The organism is Klebsiella sp. P1954, assembly GCF_018199955.1.
In the GTDB taxonomy this organism is placed as follows: Bacteria; Pseudomonadota; Gammaproteobacteria; order Enterobacterales; family Enterobacteriaceae; genus Klebsiella; species Klebsiella pneumoniae.
Genome location: NZ_CP073373.1, coordinates 2,823,345 through 2,842,930 on the forward strand (window position 1 = coordinate 2,823,345; position 19,586 = coordinate 2,842,930).

Here is a 19,586-nt window from a genome sequence, read left to right on the forward strand (position 1 = left end):
TGATGTTGTGTCGTGCTTATTGTTCGGTTCGCTTTTGCGAGAATGAACTTACTATATGACAGGAATTTTATTGCGGAAATTGATATATTCACAACGTCACGTTGCATTTTATGAAATACAAAACCGGGGAGTACGCGCCGTGGATTTACGCGATCTGAAAACCTTTCTGCATCTGGCGGAAAGCCGCCATTTTGGCCGCAGCGCGCGGGCCATGCACGTCAGCCCGTCGACGCTTTCGCGCCAGATCCAACGTCTGGAAGAGGACCTCGGCCAGCCGCTGTTCGTGCGAGATAATCGCACGGTGACCCTTACCGAAGCCGGGGAAGAGTTACGTACCTTTGCCCAACAGACTTTATTGCAGTATCAGCAGCTTCGTCACGTCATCGATCAGCAGGGCCCTTCGCTCTCCGGCGAGCTGCACATCTTCTGCTCTGTCACCGCCGCCTATAGCCATCTGCCGCCGATCCTCGACCGCTTTCGCGCCGCGCACCCCTCGGTGGAGATCAAGCTCTCGACCGGCGACGCCGCCGACGCTATGGAGAAGGTCGTCACCGGCGAAGCCGACCTGGCGATTGCCGGTAAGCCGGAGACTCTGCCAGGGTCGGTGGCGTTTTCGATGCTGGAGAACCTCGCCGTGGTGTTAATTGCCCCGGCCCTTCCCTGCCCGGTGCGCAACCAGGTGACCGTCGAGCGCCCCGACTGGTCGACAGTGCCCTTTATCATGGCCGACCAGGGGCCGGTACGTCGGCGCATCGAGCTGTGGTTTCGGCGGCATAAAATCAGCAATCCGTCGATCTACGCCACCGTCGGCGGGCACGAAGCGATGGTGTCGATGGTCGCCCTGGGATGCGGCGTGGCGCTGCTGCCGGAAGTGGTGCTGGAGAACAGTCCGGAGCCGGTACGCAACAGGGTGATGATCCTGGAGCGCAGCGATGAGCAAACGCCGTTTGAGCTGGGTGTTTGCGCACAAAAAAAGCGGCTGCATGAGCCGCTTATTGATGCTTTCTGGAAAATTCTTCCCAACCACTAACCCGCGAGGAAAAAGCGGAATGCCGGGTTATGCGTTTCGTCGTGGCACTCATAGCCCAGCTCATTGAGACGAGTTTCAAAGTCCGGCTCGTGCTCGCCCAACTCGAAGGCCGCCAGTACCCGACCATAGTCAGTGCCGTGGCTGCGGTAGTGGAACAGTGAAATATTCCAGTGGGTGCCAAGGGTATGCAGGAATTTCAGCAGCGCCCCCGGCGATTCAGGAAACTCGAAGCTGAACAGCCGCTCCTGCAGCGCTTTTGACGGCCGGCCGCCGACCATATAGCGCACATGCAGCTTAGCCATCTCATCATCAGAGAGATCCACCACGCTGTAGCCGCCGTCGTTCAGTAACTGGAGGATCTCTTTCCGCTCTTCCAGGCCACGACTCAGCCGTACCCCGACAAAAATACAGGCGTCTTTGGCATCGGCAAAGCGGTAGTTGAACTCCGTCACTGAGCGGCCCCCCAGTAGCTGGCAAAACTTCAAAAAGCTACCTTTCTCTTCCGGGATCGTCACCGCCAGCAGCGCTTCGCGCTGTTCCCCGAGCTCGCAGCGCTCGGACACGTAGCGCAGGCCGTGGAAGTTGACGTTGGCCCCGGACAGAATATGAGCCAGACGCTCGCCGCGGATGTTATGCTGGGCGATATACTTTTTCATCCCCGCCAGCGCCAGCGCGCCGGAAGGCTCCGCCACCGCCCGCACATCTTCGAACAGATCCTTCATCGCCGCGCAGATAGCATCGCTATCGACGGTGATGATATCGTCCAGATACTCCTGGCATAAACGGAACGTTTCATCGCCGATGCGTTTGACCGCCACGCCTTCGGCAAACAAGCCGACGCGCGGCAGATCCACCGGATGGCCTGCGTCCAGCGCCGCCTTCAGGCAAGCAGAATCTTCCGCCTCCACCGCGATCACTTTGATCTGCGGCATCAGCTGCTTGATCAGCACCGCCACGCCCGCTGCCAGACCGCCGCCGCCCACCGGGACGAATACGCGGTCAATATGGGCATCCTGCTGCAGCAGCTCCAGCGCCAGGGTTCCCTGTCCGGCGATGACCATCGGGTGATCGAACGGCGGCACCCAGGTAAAACCCTGCTGTTGCGCCAGCTCAATCGCTCTCGCCTTCGCTTCGTCAAAGTTGGCGCCGTGCAGCAGCACTTCGCCGCCAAAGCCGCGAACGGCATCGACTTTGATATCGGCGGTCGCTACCGGCATCACGATCAGCGCCTTAACGCCCAGCCGCGATGCGGAAAACGCCACGCCCTGGGCATGGTTGCCCGCCGAAGCGGTGATCACCCCGTGGGATTTCTGTTCGGCAGTCAGGCTGGACATCATCGCGTAAGCGCCGCGCAGCTTAAAGCTGTGTACCGGCTGGCGATCTTCACGCTTCACCAGAATAACGTTATCCAGCCGCGACGAGAGCTTATCCATTTTTTGCAGCGGCGTTTTCTGCACCGCTTCATAAACCGGCGCGCGCAGCACTGCTCGCAGGTACTCGGCGCCCTCAGGAGCGCCGGACAAGGGTTGTGAATCCGCCATGATTAGCCACCCAGCTTGGATTTATCGCGTACCGCGCCTTTGTCGGCGCTGGTCGCCAGGCTGGCGTAGGCGCGAAGGGCAAAGGAGACCTGACGCTGGCGATTCTTCGGCGTCCACGCCTGGTCGCCACGCGCTTCCTGGGCTTCACGACGCGCCGCAATTTCCGCATCGCTCAGCTGCAGCTGGATGCTGCGGTTCGGAATATCAATCGCGATCATGTCGCCATCTTCAATGAGCGCAATGTTGCCGCCGCTCGCCGCTTCCGGAGAGACGTGACCGATAGAGAGCCCTGAGGTGCCGCCGGAGAAACGGCCATCGGTGATCAGCGCGCACGCTTTGCCCAGCCCCATCGACTTCAGGAAGCTGGTGGGGTAAAGCATCTCCTGCATCCCCGGCCCGCCTTTCGGCCCTTCGTAGCGGATCACCACGACGTCGCTTTCCACGACTTTACCGCCGAGGATGGCCTCAACCGCATCGTCCTGGCTCTCATATACTTTCGCCGGACCGGTAAATTTCAGGATGCTGTCGTCCACGCCGGCGGTTTTCACGATACAACCGTTTTCTGCGAAATTGCCGTACAGCACCGCCAGGCCGCCGTCCTTGCTGTAAGCGTGTTCCAGAGAACGGATACAGCCTTCGGCGCGATCGTCATCCAGGGTATCCCAGCGGCAGTCTTGCGAGAACGCCAGGGTGGTACGGATGCCCGCCGGGCCGGCGCGGAACATTTTTTTCACCGCGTCGTCCTGGGTCACCATCACATCGTACTGTTCCAGGGTCTGCGGCAGCGTCAGGCCAAGGACGTTTTTGACCTCGCGATTCAGCAGCCCGGCGCGGTCCAGCTCGCCCAGAATGCCCAGCACGCCGCCGGCGCGATGCACATCTTCCATATGGTATTTCTGCGTGCTCGGCGCCACCTTACACAGCTGCGGCACTTTGCGGGAGAGCTTATCGATATCGCTCATGGTGAAGTCGATTTCAGCTTCCTGCGCCGCCGCCAGCAGGTGCAGAACGGTATTGGTGGAGCCGCCCATGGCGATATCCAGCGTCATAGCGTTCTCAAAGGCCGCCTTGCTGGCGATATTGCGCGGCAGCGCGGAAGCGTCATCCTGCTCGTAATAGCGTTTGGTCAGCTCCACGATACGTTTCCCGGCGTTTAGGAACAGCTCCTTACGATCGGCGTGGGTCGCCAGCAGAGAGCCGTTGCCCGGCTGCGACAGGCCCAGCGCTTCGGTCAGGCAGTTCATGGAGTTCGCCGTGAACATCCCGGAACAGGAGCCGCAGGTCGGGCAGGCGGAGCGTTCCACCTGATTACTCTGCTCGTCGGACACTTTCGGATCCGCCCCCTGAATCATCGCATCCACCAGGTCAAGCTTGATGATTTTATCTGACAGCTTGGTCTTCCCGGCTTCCATCGGGCCGCCGGAAACAAAGATCACCGGAATATTCAAACGCAGGGAGGCCATCAGCATCCCCGGGGTGATTTTGTCGCAGTTGGAGATACAAACCATGGCATCAGCGCAGTGGGCGTTAACCATGTACTCCACCGAGTCGGCGATCAGCTCGCGGGATGGCAGTGAATAGAGCATACCCCCGTGGCCCATAGCGATCCCATCATCCACTGCGATGGTGTTGAATTCTTTGGCCACGCCACCGGCGGCTTCAATCTGCTCGGCAACCAGTTTGCCGAGATCGCGCAGGTGCACGTGCCCGGGGACAAACTGGGTAAAGGAGTTAACGACGGCGATAATCGGTTTGCCGAAATCGGCATCGGTCATTCCGGTTGCGCGCCACAACGCGCGGGCGCCCGCCATATTGCGGCCATGTGTGGTGGTGGCGGAACGGTACTTAGGCATGCTCTTTTTACTCCCATCTGTGTTTATTAAATGGGACGGTGCGTGCCGTCCCATTTTTAATTACTTACTTACCGGATCCAACCAGCCCCATTTATCTTCTGTTTCACCGGTGAAGAGGCCAAAGAAGGCTTCCTGAATGCGTTTGGTTACCGGACCGCGACGGCCTGCGCCGACCTGGATGCCGTCCACGCTGCGCACCGGGGTGATTTCCGCCGCAGTGCCGGACATGAAGACTTCATCCGCCAGATACAGGGATTCACGGGACAACACCTGCTCGCGGACTTCGATACCAAGATCTTTCGCCAGCTTGATAATGGCGTCGCGGGTAATGCCCGGCAGCGCGGAAGAGGTAAACGGCGGGGTGAACAGTACACCGTCCTTCACTTCAAACAGGTTTTCCCCTGCGCCTTCGGAGATATAGCCGTTAACATCGAGGGCGATACCTTCCTGATAGCCATGGCGACGCGCTTCACTGCCAACCAGCAGCGAGGAAAGATAATTACCACCGGCTTTCGCTGCCGTCGGGATAGTGTTCGGCGCCGCGCGGTTCCAGGAAGAGACCATTGCATCGATCCCCTGCTCAAGCGCTTCTGCGCCGAGGTAGGCTCCCCATGGGAACGCCGCGATGATCACGTCAGTGTTGTAACCCGGAGGCGGGTTTACCCCCATGCCGACATCGCCAACAAACACCAGCGGACGGATATAAGCGCTGGTCAGATTATTGGTTCGAATGACTTCGCGGCAGGCTTCCATCAGTTCGTCGACGCTCTGGGAGACCGGGAAACGATAAATTTTGGCTGAATCATGCAGACGCTGCATATGTTCGCGATGACGGAACACCACCGGGCCTTTGTGCGAGTCGTAGCAACGGATCCCCTCGAATACCGAGGTACCGTAGTGCAGCGCATGGGACATCACATGAACTTTCGCTTCGCCCCACGGAACCATCTCGCCATTGAACCAAATGTAATCAGCTTTTTTCGTCGTCATTTTTCTTCCTTTGCGCTCAGGCGCGGATTTGTTGTGATGTGGGTTGCTGGATCTCGACGCAGGCAACGTCGACCAGTTTGCTTAATTGACTAAACAGTAATTCGACGGGCCGCGGGCTGGCAACGGTCAATTCGATATTTATGTTCTGTGCGTCCGGCGCGGTTTCCATGTTCATTGCGCAGATGTGGAAACCCCGGTGGCGGACAACGCGCAGCACGCGCTCTAAGGTTTCCGGGTTGAAACGTGCCTGTAAAGCGACCTGATGTTGCATCATGATAATTTCTCCAGCATTTCAGAGTTACTGGCGCCGGGCGGCACCAACGGCCAGACATTCTCAAGTTCGTCGATTGAGACATGAAGCAGGTATGGCCCCTGGCTCGAAAGCATGGTGTCGAGTGCCGCTTCAACCTGGTCTTTACGGGTGATGTGTTGGCCAGGAATACCGAAGGCGCTGGCCAGCGTGAGGAAATCAGGGTTATCAGTCAGAGTGGTTTCGCTATAACGTTCCTGGAAAAACAGCTGCTGCCATTGTCGAACCATCCCTAACCGCTGGTTGTCGAGTAACACGATCTTCAGCGGTAACTGCTTGCGTTTAACGGTGCCCAGCTCCTGTACATTCATCATGAAGGAGCCGTCACCGGAGATACAGATCACCGTATCGTTAGGGCGCGCCACCTGGGCGCCAACGGCGGCCGGCAGGCCAAAGCCCATGGTGCCTAAGCCGCTGGAGGTGATAAAGTTTTCCGGGCGGGTATAGGTCATATGCTGAGCCGACCACATTTGGTGTTGGCCAACGTCGGTGGTCACCACGCTGTCCGCCGGCTTGCGGTCGGAAAGCTGCTTCAGCAGCAGCGGCGCGTAGATTGCCTCACCGGGATGATCGTAACGCCAGGCATGCTCGGCACGCAGTGCGGCACTCCGCTCGCGCCAGCCATCGATAGCTAACGGCTGCTGCAGCGCCGGCAGCAGGCAGTTCAGATCGCCTGTCAGACCGATATGCGCCTGACGCAGCTTGTTCAGCTCCGCCGGATCGATGTCCATGTGGATCACTTTGGCATGCGGTGCGAAGGTATTGAGCTTACCGGTCACGCGATCGTCAAAGCGCGCGCCGACGGCGATCAGCAGATCGCACTCCTGTACCGCCAGGTTGGCCGCCTTAGTGCCGTGCATTCCCAGCATGCCGAGATAATAGGGATAATCAGCATCCACCACGCCCAGCCCTTTCAGGGTGCAGGTTGCCGGCATCCTGGTCACCGCCAGGAATTCGCGCAAAGCCGGTACCGCCTGCGCCATGCCGACCCCGCCGCCAACATACAGCATCGGTTGCTGCGATTGGGCCAGCATCTGCAGAGCCTGCGCCACTTCCGCCTGCGGAAATGCCATCTCATCGGCGACGGTAGAGAAATGGGGATCGAGGTCGCCCTGCGCCATCTGAATATCCTTAGGGATATCAACCAGCACCGGACCTGGACGGCCTGAGTTTGCCACCTGGAAAGCCTCGGCAATAACCCGCGGCAGTTCGTCCAGAGACTGCACAAGGAAACTGTGCTTAGTACAGGCCAGTGACAAACCGAGAACGTCTACTTCCTGGAACGCATCCGTGCCGATGAAGGGTGCGGCCACCTGGCCGGTGATAGCTACGATGGGAATAGAGTCAAGCAGGGCGTCCGCCAGGCCGGTGATCAGATTGGTCGCGCCCGGGCCGGACGTCGCGATACACACCCCGGTTTTACCGGTTGCTCGTGCATAACCAATGGCCGCCATGGCTGCCCCTTGCTCATGCCGGCACAGCAGGTGCTCCACGCCGCCGTCATACAGTGCATCGTAAACCGGCATAATTGCGCCACCCGGATAGCCAAAAACTGTGTCGACTCCCTGTGTCCGCAAAGCATGTACCACCCACTGCGCGCCATTCATAGTTAGTTCCCCGTCATAAATCGGGAGAAACAGAATTTTATGCTAAAAGTCATCATCTGCTCCTCGCTTAGGTTATTTCAGTTATAAAAAAACCCCCGGACCTTTCGGTGCGGGGGTCTTAGTTCGTTAAGGCTTGATTTCTAAGCCTTTCCTCGTCCAAGTGCAGCCCCGCACGGTGGGATAATAATCACCACCACGCTAATCACGACCAGGCTAATCACTCGTAGAAGGGCTGTCATTTTCTATACTTTCTGGCTTCTTGTTCGAAGGAATACCTAAAGAGTTACCACAGACATCACATAAAGCACAAGATTTTTTTATATCTTCGTTGCTGATCAGCCTAACGGTTTCAATAAAAATAATTGTTTTATATGAAAAAAATCAAAAATGAAAAAAATTCAGTTTTCTCACCCCTGCCGCGCTCTTCGGCGCCCTCTTTGCCAACATAGCTCTGTTTTGCGATCAAACGTCCATTTTCGGCTAAATGTAACGATGTGCCGCGAAAAGTATGGATACGCAGTTCTAAATTCGCACTTTTTCCATTCTCGCTTTACGTCATGCCAACCATAATTCTTCTCTGTCCAGGAGGTTTTATGTCGCTCGCTATCGTCTATACTCGCGCGGCGCTCGGTATCGAAGCGCCATTGATTACCGTTGAGGTTCATCTCAGCAACGGTCTTCCTGGTCTAACTATGGTCGGGCTGCCGGAAACCACCGTGAAAGAGGCCCGCGACCGGGTCCGCAGCGCCCTGATCAACAGCGGCTACGCTTTTCCTGCGAAGAAGATAACCATTAACCTGGCGCCAGCGGATCTGCCCAAAGAAGGCGGACGATACGATCTGCCCATCGCTCTCGCGCTTCTCGTTGCCTCAGAGCAGCTCAACACGACGCGACTGAATCAATATGAGTTTGTGGGCGAACTCGCCCTTACAGGTGGGTTACGAGGCGTTCCAGGGGCGATCCCCAGCGCAATGGAGGCCATCAAAGCCGGCCGGCGCATTGTCGTCTCCTCTGACAATGCGGCGGAGGTCGGCCTGATCGGCGGCAGCGATTGTCTGGTCGCCGACCATCTGCAGGAGGTTTGCGCATTTCTTGCGGGGCAGACATCGCTTTCGCCGCCTCTCGCCGAGGCGCCTGCTCGGGATGAACGCTACGAAGATCTGCTCGATGTTATCGGCCAGCAGCAGGGCAAACGAGCGCTGGAGATTGTGGCCGCCGGTGGTCACAATCTGCTCCTGATAGGCCCGCCCGGGACCGGGAAAACCATGCTAGCCAGCCGACTCCCCGGTCTCCTGCCGCCATTAAGCAATCAGGAAGCGCTGGAGAGCGCGGCCATACAGAGTCTGGTCAACCTCCACACCGCAAAGACGCGGTGGCGTCAGAGGCCGTTCCGCGCCCCCCACCATAGCGCCTCGCTGGCAGCGATGGTGGGCGGCGGCTCGATACCGGTCCCCGGTGAGATTTCCCTGGCCCATAATGGCGTGCTGTTTCTTGATGAACTGCCGGAGTTTGAGCGGCGGGTACTGGATGCGCTACGCGAACCCATTGAGTCAGGCAAGATCCACATATCACGCTCGCGCGCCAAAATTAATTATCCGGCGCGCTTTCAGCTTATTGCAGCGATGAATCCAAGCCCGACAGGACATTATCAGGGTAAACATAATCGTGCATCGCCGGAGCAGACATTGCGCTACCTTGGACGCCTGTCAGGCCCCTTCCTCGACCGCTTCGATCTTTCCTTAGAGATCCCATTGCCGCCGCCAGGAATACTGAGTCAGGGCTCGCAGGGCGAAGAATCGAGCGCAACGGTCCGGCAGCGGGTGCTGGCGGCGCGTGAACGACAAATGCTCAGGCAAAATAAACTCAATGCCCATCTTGAGAATCGTGAAATGAAGAACTGCTGTCGCTTAAGGCGGGAGGATGCTGTCTGGCTGGAACAGACGCTAACGCAGCTGGGGCTTTCTATTCGCGCCTGGCAGCGTCTGTTAAAGGTTGCGAGAACCATTGCCGATCTGGCAGAGGTTGAAGAGATTGAACGCTGTCATTTGCAGGAGGCGCTCAGCTATCGGGCAATTGATCGGATGCTCAACCATCTGCAGAAAATGATGGCGTAAAAAAAAGGGCTTACGCCCTTTTTTCTTAGTCATCGCTTTCGGTGTAATCGTCAGCGCCTTCCATCTGCGGTTTGCCGCCGGACAGAGTATGGAAACGCTTCGGCCGCTTGATACGCGCCATATACTTAATCCATACGCGTTCTGCTTCCGTCACCGGCTCACGTTCACCACGGCACACCGAGACAAATTGTTTTTCATCTTCGGTAACAGGTTCGCGCTTACCCAGTTCCAGTTCGTTAAAGGCATAACCATGACGTTCCAGCAGTTGCGCCTCTTTGATGGTGAAATCACCGTGACGGGAGAACCCGCGTGGATAATTTTTATTGTCGAAAAAACGATTAGTCGTCGTAAAGCTTTCCGCCATCCTACACGCTCCTGATTCTTTGGCCGAGCTATTTATGGCGCGGAGTATTAGTTACGCTTGACAGAGCGTCAAACAAAACATTTAAATCATCACGACAAATAATTTTGTGGAGAACGGTGTGGATACGGAATTGCTCAAGACTTTCCTGGAAGTGAGTAGAACTCGTCACTTTGGGCGAGCAGCAGAGGCGCTTTACCTGACACAGTCAGCAGTCAGCTTTCGTATTCGTCAGCTGGAAAATCAACTTGGTGTGAATCTGTTCACCCGTCATCGTAATAACATCCGCCTGACGACCGCCGGCGAAAAGCTCCTCCCCTATGCCGAAACGCTCATGAATACCTGGCAGGCTGCGCGCAAGGAGGTGGCACACTCTTCGCGACATAATGAATTCTCCATTGGGGCCAGCGCCTCCCTGTGGGAATGTATGCTTAACAGCTGGCTCGGTACCCTCTACAGCGCACCTTACAATCTCCAGTTTGAAGCCCGTATCGCGCAGCGGCAGTCGTTGGTTAAACAGCTTCACGAACGCCAGTTGGATCTGCTGATCACCACCGAATCGCCGAAGATGGATGAATTAAGCAGCCAGCTGTTGGGTAATTTTACTCTTGCCCTGTATTGCGCATCGCCTGCAAAAAACAGAAATGAATTGAATTACTTGCGCCTTGAATGGGGGCCTGATTTTCAGCAAAACGAAGTGGGACTGATAGGAAGCGATGATGTTCCGCTGCTCACTACCTCTTCAGCTGAACTGATCTATCAGCAATTATCGCGCCTGAACGGCTGCTGTTGGCTACCTGTTCGCTGGGCGAAAGAGAAGCATGGGTTACATACGGTCATGGACAGCGCTACGTTATCCCGTCCACTTTATGCGATCTGGTTACAAAATAGCGATAAGCAGGCGCAGATCCATGAGATCCTGAAAAACCCTATTCTGGAATAAACGCTACTCTCCATGGACGGAGATCAGCAAGGTATTTTCGTCGGGGATATTGCCAATGGAGATTAGAGATAAAAAAAATCCTTTGCCTGAGCAAAGGATTCTTATAAATGGCAGGGGCGGAGAGACTCGAACTCCCAACACCCGGTTTTGGAGACCGGTGCTCTACCAATTGAACTACGCCCCTAAAATTTTCTTACCACTAAGCCTGCTATTTGAGCAGGCTTAATGTTAAATAAGTGGCGGAACGGACGGGACTCGAACCCGCGACCCCCTGCGTGACAGGCAGGTATTCTAACCGACTGAACTACCGCTCCACCGAATTTCTTCGCTTTATTACCACCGGTTGTCACCCCGGCTTACTGCAATTTGATGCCTGGCAGTTCCCTACTCTCACATGGGGAGACCCCACACTACCATCGGCGCTACGGCGTTTCACTTCTGAGTTCGGCATGGGGTCAGGTGGGACCACCGCGCTAGTGCCGCCAGGCAAATTCTTTGTGCTCAGTACGCAATTCTTTATATTGCGTACTCAACTCTGAATCTAAGCTGAAAATTCTCTCAAATCGCCAAAACATCTTCGGCGTTGTAAGGTTAAGCCTCACGGTTCATTAGTACCGGTTAGCTCAACGCATCGCTGCGCTTACACACCCGGCCTATCAACGTCGTCGTCTTCAACGTTCCTTCAGGAGACTTAAAGTCTCAGGGAGAACTCATCTCGGGGCAAGTTTCGTGCTTAGATGCTTTCAGCACTTATCTCTTCCGCATTTAGCTACCGGGCAGTGCCATTGGCATGACAACCCGAACACCAGTGATGCGTCCACTCCGGTCCTCTCGTACTAGGAGCAGCCCCCCTCAATTCTCCAGCGCCCACGGCAGATAGGGACCGAACTGTCTCACGACGTTCTAAACCCAGCTCGCGTACCACTTTAAATGGCGAACAGCCATACCCTTGGGACCTACTTCAGCCCCAGGATGTGATGAGCCGACATCGAGGTGCCAAACACCGCCGTCGATATGAACTCTTGGGCGGTATCAGCCTGTTATCCCCGGAGTACCTTTTATCCGTTGAGCGATGGCCCTTCCATTCAGAACCACCGGATCACTATGACCTGCTTTCGCACCTGCTCGCGCCGTCACGCTCGCAGTCAAGCTAGCTTATGCCATTGCACTAACCTCCTGATGTCCGACCAGGATTAGCTAACCTTCGTGCTCCTCCGTTACGCTTTGGGAGGAGACCGCCCCAGTCAAACTACCCACCAGACACTGTCCGCAACCCCGGTCAGGGGCCAACGTTAGAACATCAAACATTAAAGGGTGGTATTTCAAGGTTGGCTCCACGCAGACTGGCGTCCACGCTTCAAAGCCTCCCACCTATCCTACACATCAAGGCTCAATGTTCAGTGTCAAGCTATAGTAAAGGTTCACGGGGTCTTTCCGTCTTGCCGCGGGTACACTGCATCTTCACAGCGAGTTCAATTTCACTGAGTCTCGGGTGGAGACAGCCTGGCCATCATTACGCCATTCGTGCAGGTCGGAACTTACCCGACAAGGAATTTCGCTACCTTAGGACCGTTATAGTTACGGCCGCCGTTTACCGGGGCTTCGATCAAGAGCTTCTCCTTACGGATAACCCCATCAATTAACCTTCCGGCACCGGGCAGGCGTCACACCGTATACGTCCACTTTCGTGTTTGCACAGTGCTGTGTTTTTAATAAACAGTTGCAGCCAGCTGGTATCTTCGACTGGTCTCAGCTCCACCCGCAGGGGCTTCACCTACACACCAGCGTGCCTTCTCCCGAAGTTACGGCACCATTTTGCCTAGTTCCTTCACCCGAGTTCTCTCAAGCGCCTTGGTATTCTCTACCTGACCACCTGTGTCGGTTTGGGGTACGATTTGATGTTACCTGATGCTTAGAGGCTTTTCCTGGAAGCAGGGCATTTGTTACTTCAGCACCGTAGTGCCTCGTCATCACACCTCAGCCTTGATTATCCGGATTTGCCTGGATAATCAGCCTACATGCTTAAACCGGGACAACCGTCGCCCGGCTAACATAGCCTTCTCCGTCCCCCCTTCGCAGTAACACCAAGTACAGGAATATTAACCTGTTTCCCATCGACTACGCCTTTCGGCCTCGCCTTAGGGGTCGACTCACCCTGCCCCGATTAACGTTGGACAGGAACCCTTGGTCTTCCGGCGAGCGGGCTTTTCACCCGCTTTATCGTTACTTATGTCAGCATTCGCACTTCTGATACCTCCAGCATGCCTCACAGCACACCTTCGCAGGCTTACAGAACGCTCCCCTACCCAACAACACATAGTGTCGCTGCCGCAGCTTCGGTGCATGGTTTAGCCCCGTTACATCTTCCGCGCAGGCCGACTCGACCAGTGAGCTATTACGCTTTCTTTAAATGATGGCTGCTTCTAAGCCAACATCCTGGCTGTCTGTGCCTTCCCACATCGTTTCCCACTTAACCATGACTTTGGGACCTTAGCTGGCGGTCTGGGTTGTTTCCCTCTTCACGACGGACGTTAGCACCCGCCGTGTGTCTCCCGTGATAACATTCTTCGGTATTCGTAGTTTGCATCGGGTTGGTAAGTCGGGATGACCCCCTAGCCGAAACAGTGCTCTACCCCCGAAGATGAATTCACGAGGCGCTACCTAAATAGCTTTCGGGGAGAACCAGCTATCTCCCGGTTTGATTGGCCTTTCACCCCCAGCCACAAGTCATCCGCTAATTTTTCAACATTAGTCGGTTCGGTCCTCCAGTTAGTGTTACCCAACCTTCAACCTGCCCATGGCTAGATCACCGGGTTTCGGGTCTATACCCTGCAACTTAACGCCCAGTTAAGACTCGGTTTCCCTGCGGCTCCCCTATACGGTTAACCTTGCTACAGAATATAAGTCGCTGACCCATTATACAAAAGGTACGCAGTCACACCCGAAGGTGCTCCCACTGCTTGTACGTACACGGTTTCAGGTTCTTTTTCACTCCCCTCGCCGGGGTTCTTTTCGCCTTTCCCTCACGGTACTGGTTCACTATCGGTCAGTCAGGAGTATTTAGCCTTGGAGGATGGTCCCCCCATATTCAGACAGGATACCACGTGTCCCGCCCTACTCTTCGAGTTCACAGCCTGTGCATTTTGGTGTACGGGACTATCACCCTGTACCGTCGGACTTTCCAGACCGTTCCACTAACACACAAGCTGATTCAGACTCTGGGCTGCTCCCCGTTCGCTCGCCGCTACTGGGGGAATCTCGGTTGATTTCTTTTCCTCGGGGTACTTAGATGTTTCAGTTCCCCCGGTTCGCCTCGTTAACCTATGTATTCAGTTAACGATAGTGCAACGAATTGCACTGGGTTTCCCCATTCGGACATCGCCGGTTATAACGGTTCATATCACCTTACCGACGCTTTTCGCAGATTAGCACGTCCTTCATCGCCTCTGACTGCCAGGGCATCCACCGTGTACGCTTAGTCGCTTAACCTCACAACCCGAAGATGTTTCGTAAAACATCATCGTGTCGCGAAAATTTGAGAGACTCGAACACACATTAACTGTGTGTCGTTTCAATTTTCAGCTTGATCCAGATTTTTAAAGAGCAAAACTTCGCAGTGCACCTTTTCAGGTTCACTCTGAAGTTTTCTTGTGTTCGCAGTAAAGATGGTGGAGCTATGCGGGATCGAACCGCAGACCTCCTGCGTGCAAAGCAGGCGCTCTCCCAGCTGAGCTATAGCCCCATCGTTTGCAACCTCTTCAAATTTGCTTCGCAAATTTGGTAGGCCTGAGTGGACTTGAACCACCGACCTCACCCTTATCAGGGGTGCGCTCTAACCACCTGAGCTACAAGCCTGTAGAGGTTTTTACTGCTGTTTTTCATCAGACAATCTGTGTGAGCACTGCAAAGGCAGGTTCTTTAAGGTAAGGAGGTGATCCAACCGCAGGTTCCCCTACGGTTACCTTGTTACGACTTCACCCCAGTCATGAATCACAAAGTGGTAAGCGCCCTCCCGAAGGTTAAGCTACCTACTTCTTTTGCAACCCACTCCCATGGTGTGACGGGCGGTGTGTACAAGGCCCGGGAACGTATTCACCGTAGCATTCTGATCTACGATTACTAGCGATTCCGACTTCATGGAGTCGAGTTGCAGACTCCAATCCGGACTACGACATACTTTATGAGGTCCGCTTGCTCTCGCGAGGTCGCTTCTCTTTGTATATGCCATTGTAGCACGTGTGTAGCCCTGGTCGTAAGGGCCATGATGACTTGACGTCATCCCCACCTTCCTCCAGTTTATCACTGGCAGTCTCCTTTGAGTTCCCGGCCTAACCGCTGGCAACAAAGGATAAGGGTTGCGCTCGTTGCGGGACTTAACCCAACATTTCACAACACGAGCTGACGACAGCCATGCAGCACCTGTCTCACAGTTCCCGAAGGCACCAATCCATCTCTGGAAAGTTCTGTGGATGTCAAGACCAGGTAAGGTTCTTCGCGTTGCATCGAATTAAACCACATGCTCCACCGCTTGTGCGGGCCCCCGTCAATTCATTTGAGTTTTAACCTTGCGGCCGTACTCCCCAGGCGGTCGATTTAACGCGTTAGCTCCGGAAGCCACGCCTCAAGGGCACAACCTCCAAATCGACATCGTTTACGGCGTGGACTACCAGGGTATCTAATCCTGTTTGCTCCCCACGCTTTCGCACCTGAGCGTCAGTCTTTGTCCAGGGGGCCGCCTTCGCCACCGGTATTCCTCCAGATCTCTACGCATTTCACCGCTACACCTGGAATTCTACCCCCCTCTACAAGACTCTAGCCTGCCAGTTTCGAATGCAGTTCCCAGGTTGAGCCCGGGGATTTCACATCCGACTTGACAGACCGCCTGCGTGCGCTTTACGCCCAGTAATTCCGATTAACGCTTGCACCCTCCGTATTACCGCGGCTGCTGGCACGGAGTTAGCCGGTGCTTCTTCTGCGGGTAACGTCAATCGCCAAGGTTATTAACCTTAACGCCTTCCTCCCCGCTGAAAGTGCTTTACAACCCGAAGGCCTTCTTCACACACGCGGCATGGCTGCATCAGGCTTGCGCCCATTGTGCAATATTCCCCACTGCTGCCTCCCGTAGGAGTCTGGACCGTGTCTCAGTTCCAGTGTGGCTGGTCATCCTCTCAGACCAGCTAGGGATCGTCGCCTAGGTGAGCCGTTACCCCACCTACTAGCTAATCCCATCTGGGCACATCTGATGGCATGAGGCCCGAAGGTCCCCCACTTTGGTCTTGCGACATTATGCGGTATTAGCTACCGTTTCCAGTAGTTATCCCCCTCCATCAGGCAGTTTCCCAGACATTACTCACCCGTCCGCCGCTCGTCACCCGAGAGCAAGCTCTCTGTGCTACCGCTCGACTTGCATGTGTTAGGCCTGCCGCCAGCGTTCAATCTGAGCCATGATCAAACTCTTCAATTTAAGTTTGATGCTCAAAGAATTAAACTTCGTAATGAATTACGTGTTCACTCTTGAGACTTGGTATTCATTTTTCGTCCGAGGACGTTAAGAATCCATGTCACTTTGAGTGCCCACACAGATTGTCTGATAAATTGTTAAAGAGCAGTTGCAACGCGGCTTTCAGCTCACCGTTGCGAGGTCCCGTATAATACGTTTTCCTCATTCAGAGTCAAGCCCTTATTTTGCTTTTCTCTGTCAGTTTTTAGCGCTGAACTTCACCGCTAAAACCCTGCTGACCCGGCGGCTTGCTTGCCGTTGTTCCGTGTCAGTGGAGGCGCATTATAGGGAGTTCTGAGACGTTGACAAGCCCTGTTTTCAAAAAATTATTCAACCGTCTCTTTTTTGTGCAAAACGCCCTTAGAGCGGTAATTTTTCCAGCGTCGAGAAGCCATAGCGACGCAGAACGGGTAAAAGCTGTTCTGTTTCTGCCGTCAGCGCCATGCAGAATGCTTTATTCTCGTCGCTGGACTTCGCATCCGGCGCTTCATGCTCTAACAGCCAGGCGGTGCGTCGGGCAATCGCCGCGCCGGAATCGATCAGCCGTGTGCCTTCCGGCAGAACGCGCTGCAGCTCCTCCTGTAAAAGAGGAAAGTGGGTGCAGCCCAGCACCACCGTATCCGGCGGCTCCTGCATCCGCAGCCATGGGCGCAGGATACGGCGCAGCTCTTCTAACGGCACAGGCTCGCCGTGCAGCTTCGCTTCCGCCAGCTCCACCAGCTCCGCCGACCCCAGCATTTCAATCCGACATTCATTGGCAAAGCGGTCGATCAGCTCACGGGTATAAGGACGCTTTACGGTTCCGCGCGTCGCCAGCAGGCCAACAATGCCGTTCGCCGTTAAACGGGCGGCGGGCTTGATCGCCGGCACCACGCCAACGACGGGGAAAGCGAACTTTTCACGCAGGGCAGGCAGGGAGACGGTACTGGCGGTATTGCAGGCGATCACCGCCAGCGCCAGGGGATAACGCTGCTGGACAGCGGTGACGATTTCCACAACGCGCTCAACGATAAACTCCTCGCTCTTCTCGCCATAGGGGAAGGCAACGTTATCGAAAGCATAGATGTAATGCAGATTCGGCAGCAGCTGCCGAATCTCATTATAAACCGACAACCCACCGACGCCGGAATCAAACACCAGCACGGTGGGACGTGGATCAGAAGGTGTAGCTGCCAGACAAGGTGTATTCCCGTCCTGCAGATTGGTAGCCATAAACTGTCTCGTAATCTTTATCGAACAGGTTGGCTATTTTACCACGAACTGTCAGGTGTGAGGTGACGGGATACGATAAACCGACATCCCAGAGGCTCAACCCACCCATATTGACGGTACGCGAGTTGTCGTAGTCATAATCGTAACGCTTGCCGATGTAGTGATACGTCACATCCCACCCCAGATCGTAGACCTGGCCGTTCAGCTCGTATTTCACCTGCTGCTTCGCCCGGCGATAGAGGATCTTATTGGTTTCATCATCGCGAGGGTCAACATACTGCAGCGTCAGATGGTGCTCCACCGGCCCGGTGGTTATATTCCCCGTCCACTCCAGCCCCTTAATCGTCGCCGACTTGACGTTGTAATAGGCGTTGTTGTCGTAATCGATGAGGTTTTGAATCTCATAGCGATACGCGGAGAGGCGCCAGTCGACCGGCCCAGTTAACCCTTCAAGGCCCGCTTCCCATTGCTTCGACTCCTCTGGCTTCAGATTCGGGTTAGAGGCGATGCCAAAGCGTTCTGCCCCGTACTGCTGCCCGAGGGAGGGGGCGAGGAATCCTGTGCCGTACGAGAGCGTTGTCCGATAACCGTCGATAAATTCCCAGCCTGCGGCCGTCTGCCAGGTACCGTGCCAGCCAAACTGCTCGTCATGATCCTCACGGCCGGAAGCTTCCAGCGTCACGCTGTCAATCTGCTGCTGTCCCGTCAGATAAAGACCGGTGGTGTCACGCTTATACACGTCGGTACTGGTCGTTCCGCTGGATTTCAGCTTCTCTTGTTTCCAGTCAACGCCGCCGCTCACTGCCCCATGGCCTACCACAACATTATTTCCCCACTGGATATAGCGCTGTTCCATATCATCCAGGGTGGTGCCCGCGGCATAGCGGCCAGCGTCGCTGCTGTAGTTGTAATCTTTGATGCGCTGATAGTTAGCAATCAGCTGGGAGGAGTAAATTCCGGAGTGGTAGTGCAGACCGGTATCCCAGGATTGGGTATAGGATTGATCTTCATCGTTTCCACCTGCGTAGCCCCAGTTACCCTGGTCATAGTCAGCGTTGGCGGAATAACCATAGCCGCGGAAGAACCCCGAGAAGTTGTCATCGAACTGATGCTGTACCCCGCCCCACAGCATTTTATTGCGGTAGCCGTCGCGATCGCTGTCGCCGCTGTAAGAGGAATTCGGCTGGACGTTAAACCCTTTGGTGGTCTGATAGGCGCCAGCAGCGGTAACCAACGTATCGCCAAACCGCTTGTTAAAGGCGCCGTCATAGGACTGATAGCCGTTCGTACCCGCGCCGGCGTTGATCTGCGAACGCTCAGCGTCGGTCATGGTGATGATGTTCACCACCCCGCCGATCGCTCCGGAGCCGTACACCGCGGAGCGCGGGCCGCGGATGTATTCCACCCGCTGGACCAGTGAGATAGGGATCTGACTGATATCTACGCCGTTGGAGATCCCCGGACGCGCCATCGGCACACCGTCGATCAGCACCAGCACGTGACGAGCCTCCGTCCCCCGAACATACAGCGAAGCGCTCTGCCCCATGCCGCCGTTGCGGGCAATATCGACCCCGGGAAGACGACGCATGACATCGTTTAAATCTTTGGACTGCCAGCGGTCGATGTCATCGCGCGTCACAATGTCGGTCGGCGCCAGCACGGTATTGACCGGCTGTTGAAAACGGTTTGCTGTCACCACCAACGTATCTGAATTGCTATCCTGCGCCCAGCCGGAAAATGCCGTGACGGATAAGGCCGTCATCAGCGAAGCTTTTTTAATCATTGTAAAAGCATCCGAAACAGAAAAAGGATGCCGCAGGTTTTATCAGTTGCTCGCGACGATAAAACCCAGTGCGACGTATTCCGGCAGGTCTTCGGGCTTGGAGGCTGTTTCAAGAAATAATGACTTCCCACGGCTAGCCGCAGTGTCTGCACCGAGTGCGCTCATTTCTCATCTTCCTTACCGCTGCGCGTCAGCCCCAGATTTCCACTGGGTTCCCTTTTAACTCACAGGACCGGTAGGCGAATGCTACAATCAGAACCATATAGATGTCCAGACTGCTAATTATATTTCCCGCGGCATTCGAGGCTGGACATCCCCGGCGCTTTCCCTACAATCCCCGCG

13 protein-coding genes, 4 tRNA genes, 3 rRNA genes and 1 riboswitch are annotated in these 19,586 nt (G+C 55.4%); of the genes, 3 read left to right on the forward strand and 17 right to left on the reverse strand.

The window, feature by feature from the left end:
• Positions 1-139: 139 nt before the first annotated feature.
• Positions 140-1,030: an HTH-type transcriptional activator IlvY gene (gene ilvY / locus KB890_RS13520; protein WP_002883176.1), complete on the forward strand. Its 891-nt coding sequence runs from the start codon at positions 140-142 to the stop codon at positions 1,028-1,030.
• On the opposite strand, the gene ilvA is transcribed toward ilvY, so the two are convergent.
• The 7 genes from ilvA to ilvL form a co-directional block, all read right to left on the reverse strand.
• Positions 1,027-2,571, reverse strand: a complete 1,545-nt coding sequence (ilvA, locus tag KB890_RS13525) for a threonine ammonia-lyase, biosynthetic (protein ID WP_002883174.1) — start codon at positions 2,569-2,571, stop codon at positions 1,027-1,029. The two genes, ilvY and ilvA, sit on opposite strands and share 4 nt — an antisense overlap.
• 2 nt (positions 2,572-2,573) lie before the next feature.
• Positions 2,574-4,424, reverse strand: a complete 1,851-nt coding sequence (gene ilvD, locus KB890_RS13530; RefSeq protein ID WP_211778001.1) for a dihydroxy-acid dehydratase — start codon at positions 4,422-4,424, stop codon at positions 2,574-2,576.
• Positions 4,425-4,484: 60 nt separating this feature from the next.
• Positions 4,485-5,414, reverse strand: a complete 930-nt coding sequence (gene ilvE / locus KB890_RS13535; RefSeq protein ID WP_002883171.1) for a branched-chain-amino-acid transaminase — start codon at positions 5,412-5,414, stop codon at positions 4,485-4,487.
• A gap of 16 nt (positions 5,415-5,430) precedes the next feature.
• The gene (gene ilvM, locus KB890_RS13540; protein WP_002883170.1) at positions 5,431-5,688 is read right to left on the reverse strand and encodes an acetolactate synthase 2 small subunit; all 258 of its coding nucleotides are present in this window, start codon (positions 5,686-5,688) and stop codon (positions 5,431-5,433) included.
• A complete protein-coding gene (ilvG, locus tag KB890_RS13545) occupies positions 5,685-7,331 on the reverse strand; it encodes an acetolactate synthase 2 catalytic subunit (RefSeq protein WP_002883142.1) in 1,647 nt (548 codons plus the stop codon). Before ilvG ends, ilvM begins: the two co-directional genes overlap by 4 nt.
• 2 nt (positions 7,332-7,333) lie before the next feature.
• Positions 7,334-7,387 carry a peptide IlvX gene (ilvX, locus tag KB890_RS27820; protein ID WP_201281575.1) on the reverse strand — a complete coding sequence of 18 codons (54 nt, stop codon included), beginning with the start codon at positions 7,385-7,387 and terminating at the stop codon, positions 7,334-7,336.
• Between the two features lie 84 nt (positions 7,388-7,471).
• Complete coding sequence (gene ilvL / locus KB890_RS13555) at positions 7,472-7,570, reverse strand: ilv operon leader peptide (protein ID WP_001311244.1); 99 nt, start codon at positions 7,568-7,570, stop codon at positions 7,472-7,474.
• A gap of 354 nt (positions 7,571-7,924) precedes the next feature.
• Between ilvL and KB890_RS13560 the strand changes: the two genes are divergently transcribed.
• Positions 7,925-9,445, forward strand: coding sequence for a YifB family Mg chelatase-like AAA ATPase (locus KB890_RS13560; RefSeq protein ID WP_004181640.1), 1,521 nt, complete (start codon positions 7,925-7,927; stop codon positions 9,443-9,445).
• 25 nt (positions 9,446-9,470) lie between these two features.
• Here the strand turns inward: KB890_RS13560 and KB890_RS13565 are convergent, their stop codons facing one another.
• A complete protein-coding gene (locus tag KB890_RS13565) occupies positions 9,471-9,809 on the reverse strand; it encodes a MaoP family protein (protein WP_004146520.1) in 339 nt (112 codons plus the stop codon).
• Positions 9,810-9,927: 118 nt separating this feature from the next.
• Here KB890_RS13565 and hdfR point away from each other — a divergent pair, with 118 nt between their 5' ends.
• A complete protein-coding gene (hdfR, locus tag KB890_RS13570) occupies positions 9,928-10,749 on the forward strand; it encodes an HTH-type transcriptional regulator HdfR (RefSeq protein ID WP_004181639.1) in 822 nt (273 codons plus the stop codon).
• 108 nt (positions 10,750-10,857) lie between these two features.
• Here hdfR and KB890_RS13575 read toward each other — a convergent pair.
• The 9 genes from KB890_RS13575 to btuB all read right to left on the reverse strand — a co-directional run bounded on the left by KB890_RS13575 (position 10,858) and on the right by btuB (position 19,244).
• A tRNA-Trp gene (locus KB890_RS13575) sits at positions 10,858-10,933 on the reverse strand.
• A 53-nt stretch (positions 10,934-10,986) separates the two neighbouring features.
• Positions 10,987-11,063: transfer RNA gene (locus tag KB890_RS13580), tRNA-Asp, on the reverse strand.
• 57 nt (positions 11,064-11,120) lie between these two features.
• Positions 11,121-11,236 (reverse strand): 5S ribosomal RNA (gene rrf / locus KB890_RS13585).
• Positions 11,237-11,336: 100 nt separating this feature from the next.
• Positions 11,337-14,238: ribosomal RNA gene (locus KB890_RS13590) — 23S ribosomal RNA — on the reverse strand.
• 177 nt (positions 14,239-14,415) lie between these two features.
• Positions 14,416-14,491 (reverse strand) — tRNA-Ala (locus KB890_RS13595).
• 36 nt (positions 14,492-14,527) lie between these two features.
• Positions 14,528-14,604: transfer RNA gene (locus KB890_RS13600), tRNA-Ile, on the reverse strand.
• A 69-nt stretch (positions 14,605-14,673) separates the two neighbouring features.
• A 16S ribosomal RNA gene (locus KB890_RS13605) occupies positions 14,674-16,213 on the reverse strand.
• The 16S, 23S and 5S rRNA genes sit together here with 4 tRNA genes alongside, the layout of an rRNA operon.
• A 396-nt stretch (positions 16,214-16,609) precedes the next feature.
• The gene (murI, locus tag KB890_RS13610; RefSeq protein WP_002883026.1) at positions 16,610-17,461 is read right to left on the reverse strand and encodes a glutamate racemase; all 852 of its coding nucleotides are present in this window, start codon (positions 17,459-17,461) and stop codon (positions 16,610-16,612) included.
• Positions 17,406-19,244 carry a TonB-dependent vitamin B12 receptor BtuB gene (gene btuB, locus KB890_RS13615; protein ID WP_004146288.1) on the reverse strand — a complete coding sequence of 613 codons (1,839 nt, stop codon included), beginning with the start codon at positions 19,242-19,244 and terminating at the stop codon, positions 17,406-17,408. The genes murI and btuB overlap by 56 nt, the downstream gene beginning before the upstream one ends.
• Positions 19,245-19,308: 64 nt before the next feature.
• Positions 19,309-19,496: riboswitch (cobalamin riboswitch) on the reverse strand.
• Positions 19,497-19,586 lie beyond the last annotated feature (90 nt).

Excerpts from the sequence above, each read along its gene's own strand:
- ilvA (WP_002883174.1), bottom strand. The coding sequence starts at position 2,571 with ATGGCGGATTCACAACCCTTGTCCGGCGCTCCTGAGGGCGCCGAGTAC.
- ilvD (WP_211778001.1), bottom strand. The coding sequence starts at position 4,424 with ATGCCTAAGTACCGTTCCGCCACCACCACACATGGCCGCAATATGGCG.
- ilvE (WP_002883171.1), bottom strand. The coding sequence starts at position 5,414 with ATGACGACGAAAAAAGCTGATTACATTTGGTTCAATGGCGAGATGGTT.
- ilvM (WP_002883170.1), bottom strand. The coding sequence starts at position 5,688 with ATGATGCAACATCAGGTCGCTTTACAGGCACGTTTCAACCCGGAAACC.
- ilvG (WP_002883142.1), bottom strand. The coding sequence starts at position 7,331 with ATGAATGGCGCGCAGTGGGTGGTACATGCTTTGCGGACACAGGGAGTC.
- ilvL (WP_001311244.1), bottom strand. The coding sequence starts at position 7,570 with ATGACAGCCCTTCTACGAGTGATTAGCCTGGTCGTGATTAGCGTGGTG.
- KB890_RS13560 (WP_004181640.1), top strand. The coding sequence starts at position 7,925 with ATGTCGCTCGCTATCGTCTATACTCGCGCGGCGCTCGGTATCGAAGCG.
- KB890_RS13565 (WP_004146520.1), bottom strand. The coding sequence starts at position 9,809 with ATGGCGGAAAGCTTTACGACGACTAATCGTTTTTTCGACAATAAAAAT.
- murI (WP_002883026.1), bottom strand. The coding sequence starts at position 17,461 with ATGGCTACCAATCTGCAGGACGGGAATACACCTTGTCTGGCAGCTACA.
- btuB (WP_004146288.1), bottom strand. The coding sequence starts at position 19,244 with ATGATTAAAAAAGCTTCGCTGATGACGGCCTTATCCGTCACGGCATTT.